21 protein-coding genes are annotated in these 21,610 nt (G+C 45.2%); 11 read left to right on the top strand and 10 right to left on the bottom strand.

The features are described from left to right. Positions 1 to 10 precede the first annotated feature (10 nt). The 3 genes from H8S84_RS18750 to rimO all read left to right on the top strand — a co-directional run bounded on the left by H8S84_RS18750 (position 11) and on the right by rimO (position 2,647). Entirely contained in the window at positions 11 to 553 is a 543-nt protein-coding gene (locus H8S84_RS18750; protein ID WP_187068924.1) for a carboxypeptidase-like regulatory domain-containing protein, read from the top strand. Positions 554 to 670: 117 nt separating this feature from the next. After that, the gene (locus H8S84_RS18745) at positions 671 to 1,075 is read left to right on the top strand and encodes a hypothetical protein (protein ID WP_187068923.1); all 405 of its coding nucleotides are present in this window, start codon (positions 671 to 673) and stop codon (positions 1,073 to 1,075) included. A 258-nt stretch (positions 1,076 to 1,333) separates the two neighbouring features. Then, positions 1,334 to 2,647, top strand: a complete 1,314-nt coding sequence (rimO, locus tag H8S84_RS18740; protein WP_187068922.1) for a 30S ribosomal protein S12 methylthiotransferase RimO — start codon at positions 1,334 to 1,336, stop codon at positions 2,645 to 2,647. Positions 2,648 to 2,947: 300 nt separating this feature from the next. Here rimO and H8S84_RS18735 read toward each other — a convergent pair whose 3' ends face one another. Then, positions 2,948 to 3,328, bottom strand: coding sequence for a PH domain-containing protein (locus H8S84_RS18735; protein WP_187068921.1), 381 nt, complete (start codon positions 3,326 to 3,328; stop codon positions 2,948 to 2,950). A gap of 218 nt (positions 3,329 to 3,546) precedes the next feature. Between H8S84_RS18735 and bshC the strand changes: the two genes are divergently transcribed. Both bshC and H8S84_RS18725 read left to right on the top strand, forming a co-directional pair. Continuing rightward, positions 3,547 to 5,109 carry a bacillithiol biosynthesis cysteine-adding enzyme BshC gene (gene bshC / locus H8S84_RS18730; RefSeq protein WP_230407259.1) on the top strand — a complete coding sequence of 521 codons (1,563 nt, stop codon included), beginning with the start codon at positions 3,547 to 3,549 and terminating at the stop codon, positions 5,107 to 5,109. Continuing rightward, complete coding sequence (locus H8S84_RS18725) at positions 5,109 to 5,684, top strand: 5-formyltetrahydrofolate cyclo-ligase (RefSeq protein ID WP_187068920.1); 576 nt, start codon at positions 5,109 to 5,111, stop codon at positions 5,682 to 5,684. The genes bshC and H8S84_RS18725 overlap by 1 nt, the downstream gene beginning before the upstream one ends. A gap of 1 nt (position 5,685) precedes the next feature. Here H8S84_RS18725 and H8S84_RS18720 read toward each other — a convergent pair whose 3' ends face one another. The 4 genes from H8S84_RS18720 to mnmD all read right to left on the bottom strand — a co-directional run bounded on the left by H8S84_RS18720 (position 5,686) and on the right by mnmD (position 8,915). Continuing rightward, the gene (locus H8S84_RS18720; RefSeq protein WP_187068919.1) at positions 5,686 to 6,792 is read right to left on the bottom strand and encodes an endonuclease/exonuclease/phosphatase family protein; all 1,107 of its coding nucleotides are present in this window, start codon (positions 6,790 to 6,792) and stop codon (positions 5,686 to 5,688) included. A gap of 173 nt (positions 6,793 to 6,965) precedes the next feature. After that, a complete protein-coding gene (locus tag H8S84_RS18715) occupies positions 6,966 to 7,274 on the bottom strand; it encodes a hypothetical protein (RefSeq protein ID WP_187068918.1) in 309 nt (102 codons plus the stop codon). A gap of 222 nt (positions 7,275 to 7,496) precedes the next feature. Continuing rightward, on the bottom strand, positions 7,497 to 8,171 hold the full coding sequence (locus H8S84_RS18710; protein ID WP_187068917.1) for a TlpA family protein disulfide reductase: 675 nt from the start codon (positions 8,169 to 8,171) through the stop codon (positions 7,497 to 7,499). 66 nt (positions 8,172 to 8,237) lie between these two features. Beyond that, entirely contained in the window at positions 8,238 to 8,915 is a 678-nt protein-coding gene (gene mnmD / locus H8S84_RS18705) for a tRNA (5-methylaminomethyl-2-thiouridine)(34)-methyltransferase MnmD (protein ID WP_187068916.1), read from the bottom strand. Between the two features lie 161 nt (positions 8,916 to 9,076). On the opposite strand from mnmD, the gene H8S84_RS18700 reads away from it, so the two are divergent. From H8S84_RS18700 to H8S84_RS18690, 3 genes are all read left to right on the top strand, one after another. Further along, the gene (locus tag H8S84_RS18700; RefSeq protein ID WP_187068915.1) at positions 9,077 to 9,505 is read left to right on the top strand and encodes a thioesterase family protein; all 429 of its coding nucleotides are present in this window, start codon (positions 9,077 to 9,079) and stop codon (positions 9,503 to 9,505) included. A 21-nt stretch (positions 9,506 to 9,526) separates the two neighbouring features. After that, positions 9,527 to 10,600 carry a 23S rRNA (adenine(2503)-C(2))-methyltransferase RlmN gene (gene rlmN, locus H8S84_RS18695; protein ID WP_187068914.1) on the top strand — a complete coding sequence of 358 codons (1,074 nt, stop codon included), beginning with the start codon at positions 9,527 to 9,529 and terminating at the stop codon, positions 10,598 to 10,600. Between the two features lie 146 nt (positions 10,601 to 10,746). Continuing rightward, positions 10,747 to 11,517 carry an outer membrane beta-barrel protein gene (locus H8S84_RS18690; RefSeq protein WP_187068913.1) on the top strand — a complete coding sequence of 257 codons (771 nt, stop codon included), beginning with the start codon at positions 10,747 to 10,749 and terminating at the stop codon, positions 11,515 to 11,517. On the opposite strand, the gene H8S84_RS18685 is transcribed toward H8S84_RS18690, so the two are convergent. Then, positions 11,507 to 12,505: a YihY/virulence factor BrkB family protein gene (locus H8S84_RS18685; protein WP_230407258.1), complete on the bottom strand. Its 999-nt coding sequence runs from the start codon at positions 12,503 to 12,505 to the stop codon at positions 11,507 to 11,509. The genes H8S84_RS18690 and H8S84_RS18685 overlap by 11 nt on opposite strands. 122 nt (positions 12,506 to 12,627) lie before the next feature. Between H8S84_RS18685 and H8S84_RS18680 the strand changes: the two genes are divergently transcribed. After that, the gene (locus H8S84_RS18680; protein ID WP_187068911.1) at positions 12,628 to 13,371 is read left to right on the top strand and encodes a hypothetical protein; all 744 of its coding nucleotides are present in this window, start codon (positions 12,628 to 12,630) and stop codon (positions 13,369 to 13,371) included. Positions 13,372 to 13,467: 96 nt separating this feature from the next. On the opposite strand, the gene H8S84_RS18675 is transcribed toward H8S84_RS18680, so the two are convergent. The 3 genes from H8S84_RS18675 to H8S84_RS18665 form a co-directional block, all read right to left on the bottom strand. Then, the gene (locus H8S84_RS18675) at positions 13,468 to 14,922 is read right to left on the bottom strand and encodes a DUF4403 family protein (RefSeq protein WP_317175457.1); all 1,455 of its coding nucleotides are present in this window, start codon (positions 14,920 to 14,922) and stop codon (positions 13,468 to 13,470) included. A gap of 96 nt (positions 14,923 to 15,018) precedes the next feature. Next, complete coding sequence (locus tag H8S84_RS18670; protein ID WP_187068910.1) at positions 15,019 to 15,336, bottom strand: thioredoxin family protein; 318 nt, start codon at positions 15,334 to 15,336, stop codon at positions 15,019 to 15,021. A 195-nt stretch (positions 15,337 to 15,531) separates the two neighbouring features. Then, positions 15,532 to 16,512, bottom strand: a complete 981-nt coding sequence (locus H8S84_RS18665) for an NAD-dependent epimerase/dehydratase family protein (protein WP_187068909.1) — start codon at positions 16,510 to 16,512, stop codon at positions 15,532 to 15,534. Positions 16,513 to 16,916: 404 nt separating this feature from the next. On the opposite strand from H8S84_RS18665, the gene H8S84_RS18660 reads away from it, so the two are divergent. Together H8S84_RS18660 and kbl are read left to right on the top strand one after the other, a co-directional pair. Next, entirely contained in the window at positions 16,917 to 18,032 is a 1,116-nt protein-coding gene (locus H8S84_RS18660; RefSeq protein ID WP_187068908.1) for a hypothetical protein, read from the top strand. A 61-nt stretch (positions 18,033 to 18,093) separates the two neighbouring features. Further along, the gene (gene kbl, locus H8S84_RS18655; protein WP_187068907.1) at positions 18,094 to 19,290 is read left to right on the top strand and encodes a glycine C-acetyltransferase; all 1,197 of its coding nucleotides are present in this window, start codon (positions 18,094 to 18,096) and stop codon (positions 19,288 to 19,290) included. 195 nt (positions 19,291 to 19,485) lie between these two features. On the opposite strand, the gene H8S84_RS18650 is transcribed toward kbl, so the two are convergent. Next, a complete protein-coding gene (locus H8S84_RS18650; protein WP_187068906.1) occupies positions 19,486 to 21,216 on the bottom strand; it encodes a tetratricopeptide repeat protein in 1,731 nt (576 codons plus the stop codon). Positions 21,217 to 21,610 lie beyond the last annotated feature (394 nt).

Below are 21,610 nucleotides of genomic sequence, written 5' to 3'. Positions count from 1 at the left end.
TATAAAAGCCATGGAAAAGCTTCTGTTGTTGCCGTTGGCACTGCTGTTCCTGCAGTGCAACGGTTCTAAGTCTTCGCAATCCGCCAATCCACAAGAGCAGACGGAGCAGGCAAACGCACAACAGAAGCAGGCCCCACTTGCTACTGCCGAACAGGCGCAGGACCAGCAGGCTCCTATTGAGCAAGGTATAGCCGGTCAGGTGCTATGGCAGGCAGGCAACCAGATGCCTTCGCCAGATGCGCCGCCAAGCAAAGGTAGAGGCATACAGCGCACGTTGTACATCTACGAGCTTACCAACAGCAACCAGGCAAAAACCACAGAAGGTGTTTTTCACACCAATATCCAGACTAAATTAGTTACTCAGGTTGCTACAGATGCTAATGGTAACTTTGCAGTTAGCCTCAAGCCCGGCAAGTATAGCCTGTTTTCGAAAGAAGAGAAGGGGATGTTCGCAAACCTTTTCGATGGGGAAATGAACATCAATCCGGTAGAGGTAAAGAAGGGGCAGGTTACAAGCGTGGAGTTTCTAATCAATTATCAGGCAAGTTATTAGCCGGAAAAGCAAGTCTTACTACATACTTTCCAGATAAAAGTACACAGGTGTTTATTAATGCATTATAATCCCTACTTTTATACTTACTGTAGGGTATAATCTTAATAAGCATATAAAATGCGAATGTTAAAGTATGGCTTAATGGAACTGGCGTACGATAAGGCTCATGATATTCTATGTGTAAATTGGTCGGATGAGTTAAGCGTAGAATCTTACGAGTTTTTCCAAACAGTTGTATACTTGTTTACATTTATTCAAAAGAAGCAGGTAACAAACCTGATGATAGACTCGGGTATACCTGCCGGCGGAGTACTTACTGAAGAGATCATTGAATATTTTATCCAGAGTATCCCCAACACGCCTCTAAAAAATATTGCTCTCCTTGAGTCGCCGGATTATCTCTGGGACGGCAATCTATACCAAGTAATAAAGCTCCTTGTTACGACCTACCAACTGCCAATCGCAGTTAAATTAATGAAAAACAGAGTTGCTTGCTATAAATGGTTTCTGCAGTCATTGTAGGAAAAGCCATAAAGCAATATTAGTCACTTAATCAAAGTGCAACAGGAACCATTACCTGTTAAGGCTCCTGATCTTATATAACCATTGCCAGCTGGTTTGGGGGTAATGAAACTAACAGTACAAGAATCAATTGCACTATAGCCTGCCCTTTATTACCCAAACATATTGTACCTTTGCGAACTGGTTCCTAAAACGAACCATTATGGTCTGATAAAGGTTTTTATCGATTGTAGCGTATTTCATTAAATATACAAGTAAGTGAAAGTAAGATCTTTAAAGAAGGATAAGGTAAACGTAATCACCCTGGGTTGCTCTAAAAATCTGGTGGATTCGGAAGTACTGATGGGGCAGCTGCGTGCCAACGAATTTGATGTGGCGCACGAGTCTGACAAAGACGATTCCAATATCATCATCGTGAACACCTGTGGCTTTATCGATAATGCCAAGCAGGAGTCTATTGATACTATACTTCGCTATGCTGATGCCAAAGAAGCTGGCCAGATAGATAAGCTGTACGTTACAGGTTGCCTTTCGCAGCGCTACAAGGATTCTCTTGAGGCTGAAATACCGCAGGTAGACGCATACTTCGGTACGCTGGAGTTGCCGCGCCTTCTTAAAACTCTGGAAGCTGATTATAAGCACGAACTTATCGGGGAGCGTTTACTGACAACGCCTTCGCACTTTGCATACTTTAAAATTGCCGAAGGCTGTAATCGTCCTTGCTCTTTCTGTGCCATCCCTTTAATGCGCGGTAAACACGTAGACCGCCCAATAGAGGACTTGGTGAAGGAGGCGAAGCGCCTGGCAGGTATGGGAACAAAAGAGCTAGTCCTTATTGCCCAAGACCTTACTTATTATGGCCTGCAGCACTACGGTGAGCGCAAACTGGCAGATCTGCTAAGAAACTTATCTGATGTAGAGGGGATCGAGTGGATCAGGATGCAGTATGCTTACCCGTCTCAGTTCCCGATGGAGGTGTTTGAAGTGATGAACGAGCGTGAGAACATCTGCAAGTACCTGGACATGCCGCTGCAGCACATTTCTGATAACATGCTCAAGACTATGCGCCGTGGCATTAGCAAGCGCAGAACGATTGAGCTGGTAGACCAGATACGTCAGCGCGTGCCGGACATCGCCTTGAGAACAACACTTATCGCAGGTCACCCAGGAGAAACAGATCAGGATTTCCAGGAGCTGTACGATTGGGTAGAGGAGACTCGCTTCGATAGATTAGGTATCTTTACTTACTCTCATGAGGATAACACACACTCTTATACTTTAGAGGACAACGTGCCGGAAGAGGTGAAGCAGGATCGTGCCGACGCTATCATGGAGCTTCAGCAGGGAATCTCTGTGGAGATGAACGAAGAGAAAGTAGGCAAGACTTATAAAGTACTGTTTGATCGCAAAGAGAGCGGCTATTTTGTTGGCCGTACACAGTACGATTCTCCGGAGGTAGACAACGAGGTGTTGGTGCCAGCAGATAGCAACTACGTTCGCTTAGGTGACTTTGCTAATGTGAAGATCACTGACTCTTCTGACTTTGATTTGTATGGTGAGGTGGTGAGTTAACCACTCCTAATATAGATTTTAACAAAAGCCCTGTAAGTTAATCTTGCAGGGCTTTTTGCTTTTAGTATAGTTATCCAACCACCCCTAGCCCCTCCTTATCCAAGGCGGGGAACACTGCTGTTACTTTCGTAATAGGATAAACTCTGTAGCAGCTGCTTAACCTCCCTTCCTCCAAGATCTTTACAAGATGACAAAGAGGAATGGCCTTGACTACTGTGTTGGCAATTGAAGCAGTAATAGCAAAATTCTCCGCCTTGGATAAGGAGGGGCTAGGGGTGGTTTGACCCTATAAAGTAGGTCCTAATTCAACACATACCTGCTCAGCACCCGATACGCCTCATTTATATTCTCTCCCTTTCTGAAATCCTGTTTGATAGTAGGTTCGGTTTCGCCGGTTAGCCAAATTTTGAGTTCTGCATCCAAATCAGCAATACCGGCACTTTCTTTTGAGAACATCTTTATACTTCCGTACGGGATGCTGCGGTAATCAATTTTGGATCCGGTTATGCCTTGCTTGTTAACAAGTATAAGCCGCTTGTTTGTGAACACCAGCATGTCCCGGATCAGCTTGTAAGCTTTTTCAATCCGTTCATCTTCTATAAGTATAGGTTGAAATTCCCTGGATATTTTTTCGATAGACACCTCTGAGGCGTGGCCCATCATGCCGCTTAGTAATCCCATAGTTGTTGATTAAGGTTTAGCGTATTTACGTTATTTAGTTGATAAGTTTTATCGCCTGGCCTCCTGTAGTTGCTTTCTGTCGTGTTGGCTGCAATACCCTTTACAAAAAAGTATAACTTTACGCAGCAGCCAGCAAAAAGCAGATGCTGCAACAGAATTCTTGTAAAACTGTTAAAGAGGCTATACCCTGGCCAAACATGCTGATGGAAGTATCAACTATGAAAGTAACTAAAATGGATTACGCTGCCGCCGGCGCGTTTTCGAAAACAGTAACAGACTATCTCTGTCAAAACGAAAAGCTACAACCGTTCTATAACCGCTACCCAACTTTAGAGGTTTTCGAGGCCCAGCTAAAGGAGAAAACTTTCTCCGAAGCACAACGCCAGACACTGCACCAGGCCCTACAGCAGCAGTATACTTCCATAACAAGTATAAATCCCAAAGTGCAGCAGAATTTAGACCTGCTGCAGCAGCCGAATACCTACACTGTTACCACTGGCCATCAACTCAACATCTTCACTGGTCCGTTATACTTTGTGTACAAGATCATCACAGCCATAAACACCTGTAAGCAACTACAGGAAAAGTACCCGGACTATAACTTTGTGCCGGTGTACTGGATGGCCACCGAAGACCACGACTTCGCCGAGATTAACCATTTTAACTTGTTTGGCAAAGGCTACAAGTGGGAGACAACACAGAAAGGTGCAGTTGGTCGCTTCAGCACAGAGGGCTTAGACAAACTGATGGAAGAACTGCCGGAAACTTATCCTGTGTTTGACGAGGCATACCGTAACAGCAAAACACTTGCTGATGCTACACGTGCCATTACGTATGATTTATTCGGAGAGTATGGCCTGTTAAGTATAGACGGTGATGATGCAATGTTGAAAAAATCCCTGACACCTGTAGTGGAGAAGGAGCTGACGGAGCAGTTGTCTAATAAACTGGTAGAGGAGGCGAATGCAGAGCTTGAAAAGCTTGGGTACAAGCCACAAGTATACTCAAGAGAGATCAACTTATTTTACCTGAAGGATAACCTGCGTGAGCGTATTGTGCAGGAAGACGGAAAGTATAAAGTATTGAACACAGATATCAGCTTTACTTTAGAAGAAATACTCCAGGAGGCACAGGAGCATCCGGAGCGTTTTAGTCCAAACGTTATACTTAGGCCACTTTACGAAGAGCTGGTGCTACCAAACTTAGCGTACATAGGCGGAGGGGCAGAGGTAGCTTACTGGTTTCAGCTGAAGAAGCTATTCGAAGCATATAAAGTGACTTTCCCGATGCTGATGCTGCGCAACTCGGCACTGTACATTACCCGTGGCAACGCCAGCCGCATGCACAAGCTTGGTCTGAAGCCGGAAGAGATGTTCCAGTCTTACCTGGACCTGAAAAAATACCTGTCCAGCCAGATACACGAGGAGGAAATAAACCTGGAGGAACAGCGCAAAGCTGTAACAGCTGCCTTTGCCGAGGTAGAAAAGCTGGCGCAAGACATTGACCCTACCTTAGTAAGAGCAGTGGCCGCCGAAGAGCAAAAGGCAAATAACGCGCTGCAGATGCTGGAGAAGAAAATATCAAAGGCACGTGACAGCAAACACGAGCAAACCTTTAAGCAACTCGAAAACCTGAAAGAAAAACTCTTTCCGAACGGTAGCCTGCAGGAACGCCACGATAACCTGCTTTCTTACCGCACCAATAACCCGGATTTTATACCTGCTTTGGTAGAAGCTTTTGATCCATTGGAGTTCAGGTTTACCATACTTGAGGAAGAATAATGCAGAAGGCAGAACTGCGTAAGCTGATGCTGCAAAAGCGTCGGGCACTGCCTTTAGAAGAAGTGCAGCGGCGAAGCGAAAGTATAGCAGATCAGTTTTTTAGCCAGTTTGTGCTAAAGCCGGGGCAAACGGTGCATGTGTTTCTGCCGATTGTGAAGAACAACGAAGTAAACACATGGCCTATTATTGAGCGTCTACGGCAGGAGCACCCGGAGGTGCGTGTGGCTGTTCCGGTTACCGATGTAGCTCAGAATATACTTACTCATCACCATTTGACTGATGAGGCTGTGCTGATTGAGAACCCATGGGGAATACCGGAGCCACAGGACGCGCACATTATTCATGCAAATGAGGTAGACGTGGTGCTTATTCCGCTGCTGGCTTTCGATTTGGCCGGTCATCGGGTAGGGTATGGCAAAGGTTTCTATGATCGATTTCTGGCCGACTGCCGACCCGATGTGTTAAAGGTAGGCCTGTCGCTGGAGCCGCCTGTGGAAAGTATAGCAGACCCAAACCCGTTTGATGTGCCGTTAGATGCCGTGGTAATGCCGCAGCGTGTTTGGAGGAATAACTAATCTATTGCGATTTCCCTTCACGCTTGTCATCCGCAGCCTCTTCTCTTCCTTCCTCTATCAATTCCGAGGCTTCTTCCTGAGTTTGCGAATCGGCTTCGGGTTCTTCTTGATCATATTTATTTTTAGGAGAAAAGCTTAGCCTGATGAAGATCGGGAAGTGGTCTGATGCAATGTCGGGGAGCCTTTCTATACTTTCCAGCTTAAAGTGTGTGGAGTGAAAAACATGGTCGAGGGGCCAGCGTAGAATTGGGTAGTCCGCGTTAAAGGTATTGTAAAAACCACGTCCCAGTCGTGGGTCCAGTAATCCGCTTACCTCCTGGAAAAGCTCCGTCGTGCGCGACCAGGCCACATCGTTAAAGTCACCGGCTACAACAACCGGGTATTTGGAGTTGGCGATGTCACGGGCAATTAATACAATCTCGGCATCACGTTTTTCGGAGGTGGCATCCTCGGTAGGTACTGGTGGTTTAGGGTGCACGGCATGCAGTTCTACCCATGTACCATTGCGGAGTTGTACAAACGTTTTAATAGAGGGAATGTCCTTGTCGAGCAGGTAGCTTACCTTTTGCTGGCGCAAGGGCAGTTTGCTGTAAAGGTGCATCCCATAGGTGTTCTTAAGTGGGATTTCAACGCGGTACGGGTAGCTTTTGGTAATGGGTGCCAAGGCCTGCTGCCATACTAAATCAGACTCCAGCAACAGCAAAATGTCAGGCTCATATTTTTGGGTAAGGGTTATTAGTTTATCATGCTCCGTGTTGTCCATCAGTACATTAGATACTAATAAGCTTAAATGGGTGTCAGAGGGGCTGTTTGCATCAGCATCTTTCACTTCTTTTGGCGCTACGAAAGTATACGGGAAGATATTTACTGCCTGGTATACAATAGAGACTAATAAAGCTACCAGTAGAAACTTGTCGCGTTTTCGGTTCCTGGGGGCAAGCCAGATGTAAAGTATAAAACAAAGTATAGCAAGGGCAAAAATTTGCAGGCGCGGGTAGTCAAAAACACGCACATACCATTCCTGCGAGTGCAGAATCGGCAAGGCAGTGGCAAGTATGGTAAAAGTCGCCAAGGCTTGTAGCGTAATAGTAATTGCTGCGTTCTTCATAGTATGGTTAGTGTTTATAGCAGCAGAGGCACATAAATTAAAAGCACTATATATTATAATGCTGCATTACGGAGTACAGAGCCCTAAGTTGAAACTTTATAAAAACCACCTTAAACAGAAAGCCCTCCCGACATGCACTGTCAGGAGGGCTTTTACAGGTATAGCAATGTAGCTTACTTCTTCTTTTTCTTTGCGTTCAGGCTTTTCAGGTGCTCTACCGGACCAAACTGCTTCTGCTCAATAGTCTTGCCTCTCAGGTAAATCTTTCTAAGCTGCACTTCTACCGGAGCCATTGTTTTGGTCATGTCCGAAGAAACAACCTTGATGTAGAATTCTCTGGCTTCTGTAGCAGCGCCTCTTTCGAAAGCATGCGTTTGCTGGTTTTTGTTAACCGGCATACCCGGAATAACATGGTAGTTTGTGCATACCACCTCGTACTTTGATAAAAAAGGTTTGATAAAGCTTCTGAATAACTTCTTCATTATAAATAATTTGTGAACAAGGGTTAAAGAATTTGCAAAGTAACTTTTTAATTTTATATATCAAGGCTGCTGGCTAAATTATCATAAAACTTTAACAAACCAATAATAATGGATAAAATGGTATATAAAGTATAAGTGTGCTATAGTTCAGCTTATTGAATAATTGCAATAAACAACTAATAGCAGTTTCAGTTCAATTTTAGACAGAAACAATAAAGTGGCTTATAGTTGCTTCGTCTTGCTGAGCAAATGCTCTATTTCATTTTTTAGGTGCTCATAGTTAAACTGGTAAGCTTGTTCGGTAGTTACTTTGGTGCCTGCTACCGCTGCGCCTAATGTAACAGATACGATCTGCCTGTCTTGGGAAATAAAATAGTTGGCAGGGTAGCCTAAAGAATGTTTAAAGCCATTGATGTCTAAGTCCGTATTGGGTATATCACGCGGGGCTGAAGGTACCAAAATAACTTGCTTGTTATACTTAGAAGCTAATGCAGAAAGCTTATCCTTAGTATCGTGAAAGAGTATTATAAAAGTTACCTTATCGCCATATTCTTCCACAATCTTATTATATGCAGGAATTTCGGCTATACAGGGTGTACACCACGAGGCTGAAGCAGAAAGTACTACGGGTTTATCTATACTTCCCAGCGAAAAAGGCTTGTTGCGCCGGTCTTTGAAAACGTGAGGCTCCACTAAGCTGTTAATAAATATACTGATGCTGGAATCGCGATACGCTTTTGTGAGCTCCTCATTCTTATCGTTCCAGGCTAGTTGGGCTTTTTGACTATATCTCTGCGATTTTTCAAAAGCCTGCTTATAGGTAATGGACTGAGTATTTTGCGCAAAGGCTGATGTAACGCTTAGAAGGCAAAGCGCCAGAGTTAGTATTGTTTTCATTGCTTGAGTTATTATTGCCGCTCAAGATAAGGATTTATGACAGAAAGTATAGAGTAGAAGCTATACTTACTCCAACGGCTTTACCCCACGTGTCATTTCGCGTTTGCCCGGAGGGCCAGGCAGGGCCTCTACTTCAAAGCCAGCAGCTTTTAGGCTGCGCTTAAAAGAGCCTTTGGCACAGTAAGTAACCAATCCTCCTCCCGGGCGGGTGGCATTGTACAGTTTCACAAACATCTCCTCCGACCACAGTTCCGGCTGCTTCTCAGGAGCAAAGGCATCAAAATAAATCAGGTCGTAATACGATTGCGGCGCTACAAACTCTTCCAGCGTCTCGTGCATTTTCTGCAGCGAAAAGTATGGGATCATATCCACCGGCTCGTTCCATGGCGACTGGTGCATCTGCAGAAACACATCGTGCAGCTCTGGGTTAAGTATAAACTTATCGAACTGCAGTTGCTGTACTACCTCCTGTTGCAGCGGGAATTTCTCCAGCGTATCGTACTGTATAAAAGCTTTCTTGGCCAACGCAAACGGGTAGGTAAGTATGGCGTTTAAGCCAGTGCCAAAACCAATCTCCAGGATCTTAATGTCTTTTTTATAAGACATAACATGCTCCAGGCCGTGCTTTATGAAAACATGCTGCGACTCCTGCAGTGCACCGTGTACCGAGTGGTAGTGCTCATTGAGCTCCGGTACAAAAAGCGTGTTTGAGCCGTCTTTCGTTTGTCGTATTTCGAGGTGCATGTTTTTTGTGTTACTTTACAAAGGTAAGCAAAGCTGTGCACTGGCTGCAACAAATAATAATATATTAAGAGCCGTTGCATAAGGAACTAAGCTGAATATCAGCTTACAATGCTTGCGTTTTTGTGCAAGTATAAAATTAAATCTGTAAGAAATAAGCAACAATGGCAAGAATAAAAGTAGCGATACCGTCTCATAGTCACTTTATAGCAAACATACCTGTACGTGTTACCGACCTGAACTACGGCAACCACCTGGGTAACGACGCACTGCTCTCTATACTGCACGAGGCACGCATGCAACTGCTGGGGCGCTTTGGGTGGAGTGAGCTAAACATAGGTGGCGCAAGTATGATTATGGCAGATGTGGCGATTGAGTATAAAGGTGAGGGCTTTTACGGGGATGTGCTAAGTATAAAACTTGCCTTCGACGACATCAACAAGTATGGCTTTGATATCACCTACCATGTGCAGAACCAGGAGGGTAGGGAAGTAGCGCGCGCTAAAACAGGTATGCTGTGCTTTGATTACCAGAACCGGAAACTAATAGCCCTGCCAGACGAAGTAAAGGCGAAAATTGAAACTAAAGCCTGAAGATTTTTGTAATTTTGCAGTATGAATTTGATTGCAGATATAAACATCATCAATAAGAAAGACATCCGTAAGCTAACGCTCGACGATCTGAAGGCGTGGCTGGTGGAGCAGGGCGAGAAACCATTTCGTGCCAAGCAGGTATACGAGTGGCTCTGGAAGCACTCTGCCCAGTCTTTTACAGAGATGAACAACGTGAGCCTGGCCCTGCGTGAAAAGCTGGAGCAGCACTTTGCCATTAACGCGGTGGAGGTTGCCACTGAGCAGCTAAGCAACGACGGCACTATCAAATCTGCTTTTAAACTTCACGACAGCAACATTGTAGAAGGTGTGCTGATACCGCACAACGAACGCAAAACCGCTTGTGTGAGCAGCCAGGTAGGTTGTTCACTTACCTGTAAGTTCTGCGCAACCGGCTACATGGACCGCGTGCGTAACCTCGATGCCGCTGAGATCTACGACCAGGTGGTGCGCATTAACGAGCAAAGCATGCGCCAGTACGGCACGCCGCTTACCAACATTGTATACATGGGTATGGGTGAGCCAATGCTGAACTATGCCAACGTAATGAAAAGCATTGAGCGCATTACCGCACACGATGGCCTGGGCATGGCTGCACGCCGCATTACGGTAAGTACAGCCGGTATCGCTAAGATGATCAAGAAAATGGCGGATGATGGCGTGAAAGCTAACCTGGCTCTGTCGCTACACGCAGCTAATGATGAGAAGCGCAATCAGATCATGCCGATCAATGAGACTAACTCTCTGGAGGCTTTAACAGATGCGCTGAAATACTATCACCAAGTAACAGACCGCAAGGTAACATACGAGTACATCGTATTCGATAACTTTAACGACTCGCTGGAGGATGCTGAGGAACTACTACGTTTCTCTAAGATCATCCCTTGCAAGATCAACCTGATAGAGTATAACCCGATAGAGAACGCTGATTTCGTGAATACCAACGACGATCGCCTGCAGGACTTTATCTATTACCTTGCTGACAGAGGAGTACAAGTGAACGTGCGCCGCAGCCGTGGTAAAGATATAGACGCTGCCTGTGGCCAGTTGGCTGTGAAGGAGAAAAAGACAGCTTAGGTGCGATCTAGTATCGCGTAGCACGATTTTAAGGAGACTACCTCAATTTATAGTATAAAAACACAAAACCGGCTCTTGCAATTTTAAGCAGGAGCCGGTTTTATTTTGCTTTAAATTCGATAGATTTGCTACATATATAAATTCCTATGAAAGCGTCTATACCCTTTATAATCATCTTCTTACTCTTTTTAAGTGCTACAAATATCCTAGCTCAGGAATCTACAGCTGAGGAAGTAGAGATAGAAGAGGACTTGCCAAAATTAGCTATAGAAAAAGCAGTTGTTTTAGGTGCTTCATATACACATATTAAGTTTGGTAATATTAGAAGTGTAGATGAATTCAGTGATAGTGATTACTTTGGTTATGGTAGTGATGACTTCGAGGAGTCTACAGATATAACAGGTGGATTAATGTTTAATCTGAGTTCACCAAGATTTAGTAAGAAACTAAAAATTGCTACAGGCTTATTTATTAACTCTTATCGAACAAAAGCTGGTTTTGAGGATTACTTTACCAACCCAAACTCTGGTGCTTCTTCGGAAATAGTAGTTATGAATAAGATTTCGGCAGTATATGTTGCCGTTCCGCTAATGCTGCAGATTGATTTTCCTGTCAAGACTTTTATTCCTTATTTCAAGGCGGGTCCTGGTTTAAGTATACTTGCTTATGTTGATCATAACAGATATGCATGGCATGATGATATGAATGATAATAGAGTTAATCAGTATAACTATGACCCAGAAAATAAATCCATTGCCAAAAGTATCTCAGGAGCACTCGGGGTTAGGTTTCCTGTTACTAGTAAGAATAATGGTGTTATTGAATTTAGCTACCAAATAAATGATGGCCTTGCTCCAAGAGAGCATGCTCACCAGACTAATCAAATAATTTCGGGAGTTGTAGGGGTTAGCTTTTAACTTTATACCTTCCCTCTGCAGGTGGTCTTCCGCTTTGCTTGTCTGTTTTATCCTCGTGTACTTCGCGCTCTTCTACAAACACAGCGTGTGGTTTTGGTCTGATGTGCTGGCCATACTTATTAGCGTATTGTTGTGTAAACTCTGCCCCAAACAGCACGATCATAGAAGAGTAGTAGATCCAGACAAGTATGATGATAATAGAACCGGCAGCACCATAAGCAGAACCTGGATCCGAAGTGCCAATGTACCAACTGATCAGGAATTTGCCTATCCCGAAAAGTAGGGCAGTGATAAAAGCTCCTACTAAAGTGTCTTTCCAGCGGATCTGAGCATCGGGCAGGTACTTAAATATGAGGGCAAAAAGTATTGTTATAATGCCCACCGAAACCAGGAAATCTATCAGCTTAATAACCCATACCCCCACGCCGGGCAGCATATCCGAAATGTAGCCGCTCATTACAGAAATAGCTGCACTAAGTACAAACGACACCAGCATGAGCAAGGCAATGCTAAGTATAATGCCAAAGGAAAACACACGCTCCTTGGCCATGCGCATAATACTATTGGTAGGCTTTACCTTCAGGTTCCAGGTTTTATTAAGCGATTGCTGCAGGGTTACAAAAAAAGTGGTGGCAGCAAAAATTAAGGTGCCTATACCTATCCAGAGCGCCAGCCCTCCAGACTCACTCATCTGAGCGTTTTGTATGATAGTCTCTACCTCCTTGGCTGCCTGAGGTCCGATAGCTTTTGATATCTGGTTAGATAACTCTCCGGACACAGCCTTCTCCCCAAAAAATGCTCCTGCTGCCCTTATGATGATGATGAGCAGAGGTGGAATAGAGAAAATGGCGTTGAATGCAAGTGCCGCAGCCAGCATAAGTGAGTTATTATCGGAGAACTCGCTAGCAGAATCCTTTAGTAGCGCAAAAGTGTCTTTAAATGTATAGCTTGGCATAGGCAGTCCGTATTCCGTATGGTTATAATGCATTTGATACGGGGCCTTGCATACTATGGTTAAAATCGCTGTGTTTAGCCTGCTGAAGATGTAGCTATTCTGCGAAAAAATCACGTATTACGTTGTATCTTACGCAATCAATTAGCCTTAACACGATGTCATACTTAAAAAAAACCAAAGCCCTGCTGCTGCTGTGCCTGCTTATGCTGCAAACTGTTTTTGTACTGGCGCAAACTTCCGATGCAAAAGCAAAAAGTATAGCAGACAGGGTAATGAAGAATATGGGCGGCGAAAAGGCATGGAACGACACCCGTTACCTTGCCTGGACCTTTAACAACCAATATCAGGTATGGGATAAGCACCAGAACCGGTTCAGGTGGGAAAAGGATAGTTTAGTAGCCGTTATCGATACGCAAACAAAAGACGGCAAAGTATACGTGGCAGGGCAGGAGTTACAAAATCCTGAAGAGAAGCAAAAGCTGTTAGAGCGTGCCTATGCCCTCTGGATAAACAACTCTTATTGGCTAGTGATGCCCTTTAAGCTGCAGGACCCAGGTGTAACATTAAAGTACATAGGAGAGGAAGCCACTATGGACGGTGCCAAAGCCGATGTGCTGGAGATGACTTTTGAGAACGTAGGACTGACGCCGCAAAACAAGTATAAACTGTGGGTGGATAAAAACGATGGGCTGATAACACAGTGGGCTTTCTACCGGAACTACAACGATGAGCAACCTGCTTTTACCCGCTTTTGGAATGACTATAAAACCTATGGAAGTATAAAGCTGGCCAGTAACCGCAGCAATCCGCAGAGCGATTTCAGGTTGATGCACATTGCCGCTCCTGCATCTGTGCCAGACAAAGTATTTAACAGCCCTACCCCGATAGAGAAGCTTTGATTATCTGACGAAGGATTATGTGACAAAGGACAAAGGACTCTCCTATGTAGGCATAAGTCTTTTTTCCTTTGTCAAAAAGTCTTTTGTCTAAAATAACTAGAGCTTATCTACTGTAGCTGTAAGTGTGCCTTTTGCGTTTACAACTGCTTTTATTCCATCTTTGGTCAGGTAAATGTTATCCGGAGTAATGTGCTTTATACTTCCGCGCAGCAGTAACGATTCATGCACACGTCCCTGCTTGTCCAGTGTGTTCTGCAGCATCTTTTTAGCATCATCCAGTTGGCTCTGTACCGGAATGCTTACCTGCGCCTGGATCATATCCTTAAACTTGTTTTTAGCTAGCCAGCTGGCAGTGTTCAACAGTTTATCTTTAGTGTCCAGATCATAGTCTACATCACGCACTTTAATAGAAGCGGTCTGCGCATCGTAGTATGGGGTGCCGCGCAGGTATACTTTACCTACTATTTTCTTTGTAAACAAGCCAGCCTTAGTTTTACCATTCACATCCAGCATCAGAACCAGCTGTTCACCACCGGGTAAAATGGCTGCGTCGTTTACAGTTAATTCGCTTTTGCCACCATCAAACTTATAGGTTTGTTTTGCCACCTGTGCCTGCATCATCTTACTGGCATGGGCATAGGGTATAGTAGTAGTAAGGCCGATTTGTATATCATCTGCCAAACGGCTGTCCACGATCAGCTTAGGTAGGTTTTTGTTTACCTGTGTCTGTGGCTTCCCGTCTGTAGACACCGATATATAGGAGGTGATGCCCAGGCGCGTGTTAAGGGTGCCGTTCTGAGCATAAAGCGGAGCCATACGCACCTCTTTTGGCACAACCGTTAACCATGCATTCATATCATCATCCAGTTTAACAGGCTCCTGCACCATTTGCCAGGCCTGCGCCACATACTTTTTCATGTCCAGGCGGTTTTGTAGTTCCTTATCCAGTTGCTTTGAAAGCGATGCCATCTGGTTGCGCAGGGCAGGCTCAACAAAACGGGCTAACCCGATCTTGAGCGGGCCTAACTCCAGTACAGGCTTTGTGTTGCCCCACTCAAAGTCACCGCTTGTAATTGTGTTAATTCTGTAGTCGTCGGTCAGGCCGATTTTGCTCTCGGTCTTGATCACCATATCAAAAGTGGTGTCCTCTGTTTTATCAATGGCAGGGCAAAGTTTGCAAGGGTCCCATTTCCAGCGGCCTTTGGCATAAATGCGCAGCGGTACGCTAAAGTATACTTTATCCTTTTCGGCCCGGATGCTCATGCGCCCACCCTTCGAAACGGTTACGGCAACGTTGTCATCGTCCAGGTTGGTGTCTTTATACAGGATGCCTTTTACCTCGTCGTTCAGCTTCTCTTCCATGGCTGCTATTGAGATAGAAACCGGAACAGTAATAGACGAGAGCTGGGGCTTGTAAACAGGTGCCGCTACTGTTGTAGCCTCTGGGGCAGAAGCATTCAGCTTGTCTGTGCTGGAGCAGCCTGTTAGTGTAAAATTTATTGCCGTAATTAACAGCAACGAGTAGATAAAGGAGGTTGTAGATTTCTTCACGAATTTTGCCTGATTTTAAAAGCGGCGCAAGTTACTATGCTATTTTGATTTGCGCTATACTTTGTGCCGGCAGTGCTGCAAAATTGTGAGATATAGCTATTTAAGCTTTTGCAGCATCTGCTTTATTTCTTCTTCAGACGATAACAGGCCACATTCCAGAATAGTGCCATTGCGGTAAACGGCAAAAAAGGGGGTGCCTGTAAGTTTTACCTCCTGGCTAGTAACAGGATTCTGGTCGGCATGCATTCTTACAAACGTAACATCACTATAAGTAGGGTCTGTTGCAAACTTCTCGAAAGAGGGTGCCAAGCTCTGGCAAACTGGGCAGGACTCATTTATAAATTTCACAATTACTTTTTCTTTCTCAAAGATCAGCTTTCTTAAATCATTGTCGTCAGACTCCAGAATACTCATAAATTATACTTTACTGCTGTTTGGTTTTTAAATCGAATATGTGCAACAGACCTGAATTTTTGCTGTGCGTTTGTACATACGTGTAAAACCAGCCTATAGTAGTTTAGTTTAAAATTAGATGATTGTACTTTACAGGGTAAATAAAAAAGGCAGCACAACCGTACCGCCTTTTTTATTTACAAATTTCAAATGAGCTTATTGGCCCACTGCCTGCTCTTCTTTCATCTTCTTCAAATTCAGGAGCATGTCTGCTGTCATGGCATCCAGATCATAAGCTGGTTTCCATCCCCAGTCCTGCTGTGCAGCGCTATCATCTATACTTTGAGGCCACGAGTCAGCAATCTGCTGGCGTGAGTCTGGTTTGTAAGTTATTTCAAACTCCGGTATATGTTTCTGAATAGAGGCTGTGATTTCTTTAGGCGAGAAGCTCATGGCGCTCAGGTTGTAAGAGCTGCGCACTTTCACCTGCTCAGCCGGAGCGTGCATCAGGTCCAGAGTAGCTTTCAGCGCATCCGGCATATACATCATTGGCAGGTAAGTATCTTCGCTCAGGAAGCACTCAAACTTTGCATCCTCCAGTGCTTTGTGGTAGATATCCACAGCGTAATCGGTAGTGCCGCCGCCAGGTAAAGCTTTATAACCAATAAGACCGGGATAACGCAGGCTGCGCACATCCAGCCCATATTTCTCAAAATAGTATTCGCACCAGCGCTCACCAGCTTGCTTGCTGATGCCGTACACTGTGTTAGGATCCATAACAGTGTGTTGTGGTGTGTTCTGGCGTGGTGTGTTCGGGCCAAAAACTGCAATAGAGCTTGGCCAGTATACTTTCTCAACTTTCTGCTCCAGAGCCAGGTCCAGCACGTTAAACAGGCCATCCATGTTCAGTTGCCAGGCAAACTTCGGGTTTTTCTCGCCAGTAGCCGACAGTACAGCTGCCAGGTGGTAAATTTGCTTGAACTTATACTTAGCGGCTAATTCACCCATCGCTTTCAGGTTCAGCACGTCAATCTTCTCGAACGGACCCGAATCACGTAAGTCTGCCTGTTTTGGTGCCGCAATATCTGCTGCTACTACATTTGCTCCCCCATACATATTACGCAGCTCCAGCGTAAGCTCAGAGCCAAGCTGCCCGCAGGCGCCTATCACCAATACTGTGTCAGTTGTGTTTGCCATAGATAAATAATATTCTTCACACAAAGTAACCGAATTCAGGTCAATAGTGAAAGTATAAGCATCAAGAATGGCAGCGAGTTAACGAAAAGTGCGGGTAAATGTAAGTTTAGTGCAAAAGGCAGAGGTGCTGATTTTGCACCAGCACCTCTGCTCTACTCACTAATCTAAACTAACTTGTAACTAACCTTAGCACAAAGGTATAATGGCTTTTTGGAGGGTGAAACAGCTAACATCAGAATTAACTGAGAGTTAATAAAAGGGTAAAGTATAAATAATGCACAGCTGTTTCAAGAACCGGAATTTCTTATATTTGTTTAGCTGGCAGGCGCATTTTACCCGTAAAAATCTGTTTTTAAACACGAACACCTTAACTTTACAGCATAGGCTGCAAGCCAGGCGCAGAAATGAATTTCGAAGAATACCTGATAAAAAAACGGATTAACAAATCGGATTTTGAGGCCGGTGATCCGGTTCGCTTTGCGGCCTGGCAGGAAATGTATACCCAAATGCACCCAAACAGCTTTTTAGTAGCTGTAAAGATGCAGTTAAACAATGTGCGTCTGCGCTACCACCTGGCCGAAGAGGATGTGCCGAAGACAGCACCTGCCACCACGGCACCACGTCCGGCTGTAAGAAGAGCAGCTGCACCAACGCCAGAAACACCTGCACAACCCACTGTTCCACAGGAAACATCTGCCGTAGAAGCCGCTACTCCTAAGCCAAGACCGATAGTGCGTAGGCCGACAGCATTACCGAAAACAGGGGAGGGGGCGACAGGAAAACCAGCCACAGAGCAAGAGTCAGCACCAGCTAAACCAAGACCTGTCATAAAGCGGCCGGTTATTAGTAAGCCTGCAACTTCAGAGGAACTGCCAAAGCCTGCAACAGAGGGGGAAGGCGTAAATAAGCCAGCTACTGAGGAGGCAAAGCCTGCTGCGAGGCCACGGCCTGTCATCAAGCGTCCGGCGGCGCTGCAAAAGCCGGAGCAGGCAGCAACAGGAGAGGAGCCATCTGCAGCTAAACCTGCCGCAGAAGAAAATGCTGCGACTACACCTGCACCCAGACCACGCCCGGTGATTAAACGGCCAACTGCCCTGCAAAAACCTGCTGAAGAGCAGACTGAGGCTGGAGCAGCAGATAGAAGTACGACAGAAGGCAAAACAGAAGAAACTCCGAAACCTGCACCACGTCCAAGGCCCGTAATTAAGCGACCTGTAGCCTTACAAAAGCCAGCTGCCGAAGAGCCAAAGCAGGAAGATGCTACTGCCACGCCGGCCGCCGCACCAGAATCCGCTGCCCCTCCAGAGCAGAAGCCACCAAGGCCACGACCTGTCATTAAACGGCCAGCGCCACCAACTGAGGCTGCTGATAAACCTGATGGTGCATCTGCAACTGAACAACCAAGGCCTGAGTCGAATGCAGGAGACAAGCAAAAGCCAAAACCACCCAGGCCCCGGCTTATCATTCGCAAACCAGAGCCGCCAAAACCTGATGAAGGCGGTGAGGCCACAGGTGTTTAATGGCTAATACTATACTTGTAATAAATCGAAAAACGATAAACGGATAAGAACAAAAGGGACTATGTACGAAACTTTAAAACCAGACTTAGAGCAGCAGCTTGCCGAAATCAAAGAAGCAGGACTGTATAAGCAAGAACGCATTATCACTACACCACAGGGTGCTAATATTGATACCACGCAGATGCACCATGTGCTAAACTTCTGCGCCAACAATTACTTAGGGCTTTCTGCTCATCCAAAGGTTATTGAGGCTGCCAAAGAAGCTATTGATACGCACGGCTATGGTATGAGCTCTGTACGCTTTATTTGCGGTACCCAAGACATCCACAAAGAACTGGAGCGTAAAATCTCGGAATTCCTGGGCACAGAAGATACCATACTTTACGCAGCCGCTTTCGATGCAAACGGTGGTGTGTTTGAGCCGCTTTTTGATGCAGACTCAGCTATTATCTCGGATGCACTAAACCATGCCTCTATCATAGACGGAGTTCGCCTTTGCAAAGCGCAGCGTTTCCGCTACAACCACAACGACATGGCCGACCTGGAGGCTAAACTGCAGGAGGCTGTAAATTCCAACACGAAGCACCGCATTATCGTAACCGACGGTTCTTTCTCTATGGACGGTACTATTGCGCAGCTAGATAAGATCGTAGAGCTAGCCGAAAAGTATAAAGCCCTGATTATGATCGACGAGTGCCATAGCTCTGGCTTCCTGGGCAAAACTGGCCGTGGTACACACGAGTACCGCAATGTGATGGGCAAAATTGACATTATTACAGGCACGTTAGGCAAAGCTTTGGGTGGCGCGATGGGTGGATTTACTTCCGGCCACAAAGAGATCATCGATATGCTGCGTCAGCGTTCGCGCCCATACTTGTTCTCTAACTCACTGGCTCCGTCTATAGTTGGTGCCTCTATTGCTGTGCTTGATCTGTTGAGCTCTACCACTGAGCTACGCGATAAACTGGAGTGGAACACAAAGTACTTCCGTGAGCAGATAACAGCAGCTGGTTTCGACATCAAGCCAGGTGATCACCCAATTGTGCCGGTAATGCTTTACGATGCACCGCTTGCGCAGGAGTTTGCTGCCCGTATGTTGGATAAAGGCATCTACGTGATTGGTTTCTACTACCCGGTAGTACCAAAAGGTCAGGCGCGTATTCGTGTGCAGATCTCTGCCGTGCATGATAGAGTACACCTGGATAAGTGTATCGAAGCCTTTACTGAGGTAGGTAAAGAATTGGGTGTAATTAAGTAATTGTTTATTCTTTACAATGACACAAAGGCCACTTCCGGTAAGGGAGTGGCCTTTGTATTAATAGCCTTCGTTAATGGCGCGAGCCTCCTGGCTCGTGACCGGCTATAGTTGGGCCTCCGGCCCAGTAAGATTTAAACCCGATACTATTGGCATTGGTTAAAAACCCGCACCAGCGAAAAGTGTCAAAAGACTTTACTATACCGCAGCAGGCTCTAGTCCGAATTGCTGGCGCATGGCTTTCATGCGGTTGCGTGGCATCGAGAATTCCGTTTTGGCTTTGTCTTGCATACGCACGATATACTTGTCTTTCTCCCAAGGTGAGTAGTTAAACATGAAGTACGCGTTGATGATAACAGAACGGTTGATGCGGATAAAATTCTCATTACCCGCCAGCATATTTTCTAGTTCGGCAATAGTATGGTGCGTTTCCAATAGCTCTTCGCCGTCTGAGAGAAAATACTTTTTGTCTTTCGTTTCAAACCAGTAAATAGTCTCGATAGGCACTATTACCTCGCCGGAATGTTTTACAGCTTGCACATACTTTAAGGGAGCCATGGTAGCAGGTTGCTCCGGGGTTATAAACTCATGGGTTATACTTTGTGCCTGCGCCTCAACAAGTGGTTCCATGGTATTATCTGCGTCAGGTTGTTTCTTTTTATAGCGCCATAGCATATAAGTAGAGCAAATAAAGAGGGTAGTGCCAAACAGCATCCACCAAAATTTCTTTTTGTCTGCAGATATTATGCTGTTCATAAAAGATGGCTCTGCCTTTTGAAGTTGTAAAGAATCCTCGGCAGGGCCTTTGGCTATGGCAACACCTTCCAGTTCCTTAAGCCTGAGCAGTGAATCAGTGAAGGCTACATAGCGTTCTTTGTATTCCAACGACTCTTTCTCTCTTCCTGCCAGCTTATACTGGTCGGCTACCCGCTCAAAATATTCCCGGTAAAGCCAGTCATATCTATTATCTGCAATTGCCTTCTCTGTTGATTTTAGCAATTCAATGGCTTTCAGGTACTCCTTTTGCTTGCTGTGGTACTCTGCCAGGTACCATGTGGCTCCTATTTCTTTATACTTGTCACCGGCTTCTTTTGCCCTGGCTATAGAAAGGTTCAAATTCTTTTCAGCCTCCGGATATTTTCCTAGCACTGTGTAAGTGCGGCCCACCTGCCAGTACGCATCTATCAGCTTGTCGTCACCGGGTTTAGTAAGGCCACTCTTGTGCAAAATCTGTTGTATCTCAACAGTAGATTTAAAATACTCCAGCGCCTGCTCATATTCCTTCAGCTCAAAATGCATAGAGCCGAGGTTATTATAGCAAATGCTTTTTGCCGGCAAGTCGCCTAGTTCTTCTGCTATAGCCAAGGCTTGTTTTAAGTAATTGATAGCTTCAGGAATCTTGTCGAGGTTGCCGTGTACGTTTGCTAAGCCGTTAAGTGCTCTGCGCAGCAATGGCTTTTCGTTTTGCAATACTTTGGTTGCTGCCTTAAACTGCTCCATCGCTTTCACAAACTCTCCGTTCACAAAATAAGCCTCACCTAAAAAGACAAGGGCCTCACCGTAGCCTTTCTGGTCATTCAACTCTTTGTATAAGACGACTGATGCTGAAAGGTATACTTTGGCAGAATCAAGTTGGCGTAAGTTTTTGTAAGAAGAGCCGCTCCAGAAAAGTGCCTTAGCTTCTGAGGATTTATCATTTATACTTCGGGAAATGCGCAGCGATTTTTGGCTGTATGCAATAGCTAATTCTGGCTTCTCCTGGTGCGTTTTTTCATACAGTGCGCCTAAGATAACCAACGAGTCTTTAGGAGAAACAACAGGAGACTGCCCGAAAGTATAAGCGGGTAAAAAAGCCAGTAAAATTAAGAGCCAAGTAGCTATACTAATTAAGTTTTGCCTCTGGTGTTGGAAAGCTTGTCCTCGTTGCATAAAAAGCTGGGAGAATTGCAGGTTTTGAAGCGCAATTTAAGTAAAAACACTTGTACTCAGATGTTTTAGCGAATAAAAAACTTCTGAATTTCATCCTCAAAGTTCGGCATTTCAGCCCCGGATTTCCTGATTTCAGCTACAAATTGCTTGGTTTAAGCTGTTGTGACAACACAAGGTGTGTTTTTTAGGCTAATTTTGCATCGTACTGTTACCCCAGATAGGTGGCAGTACAGTTAAGGGTAAAAGCTTAACTCGCGCCAAACACTTTACCAAAAACTATGAAAAAAACTGATGCAAAAAAGCCGCTCCTGCTGGAGCGGCTTTGAGCTCAGCAGTACCTGGGCCTTGTGCCCGTCAGCCACAAAACCTAACACTATAAAACTATGATGAAAAT

It is taken from the genome of Pontibacter cellulosilyticus (genome assembly GCF_014306105.1).
GTDB classification, from domain to species: Bacteria; Bacteroidota; Bacteroidia; order Cytophagales; family Hymenobacteraceae; genus Pontibacter; species Pontibacter cellulosilyticus.
Note: the sequence above shows the minus strand (reverse complement) of the source record. Positions and strands in the feature narration are given on the sequence as shown.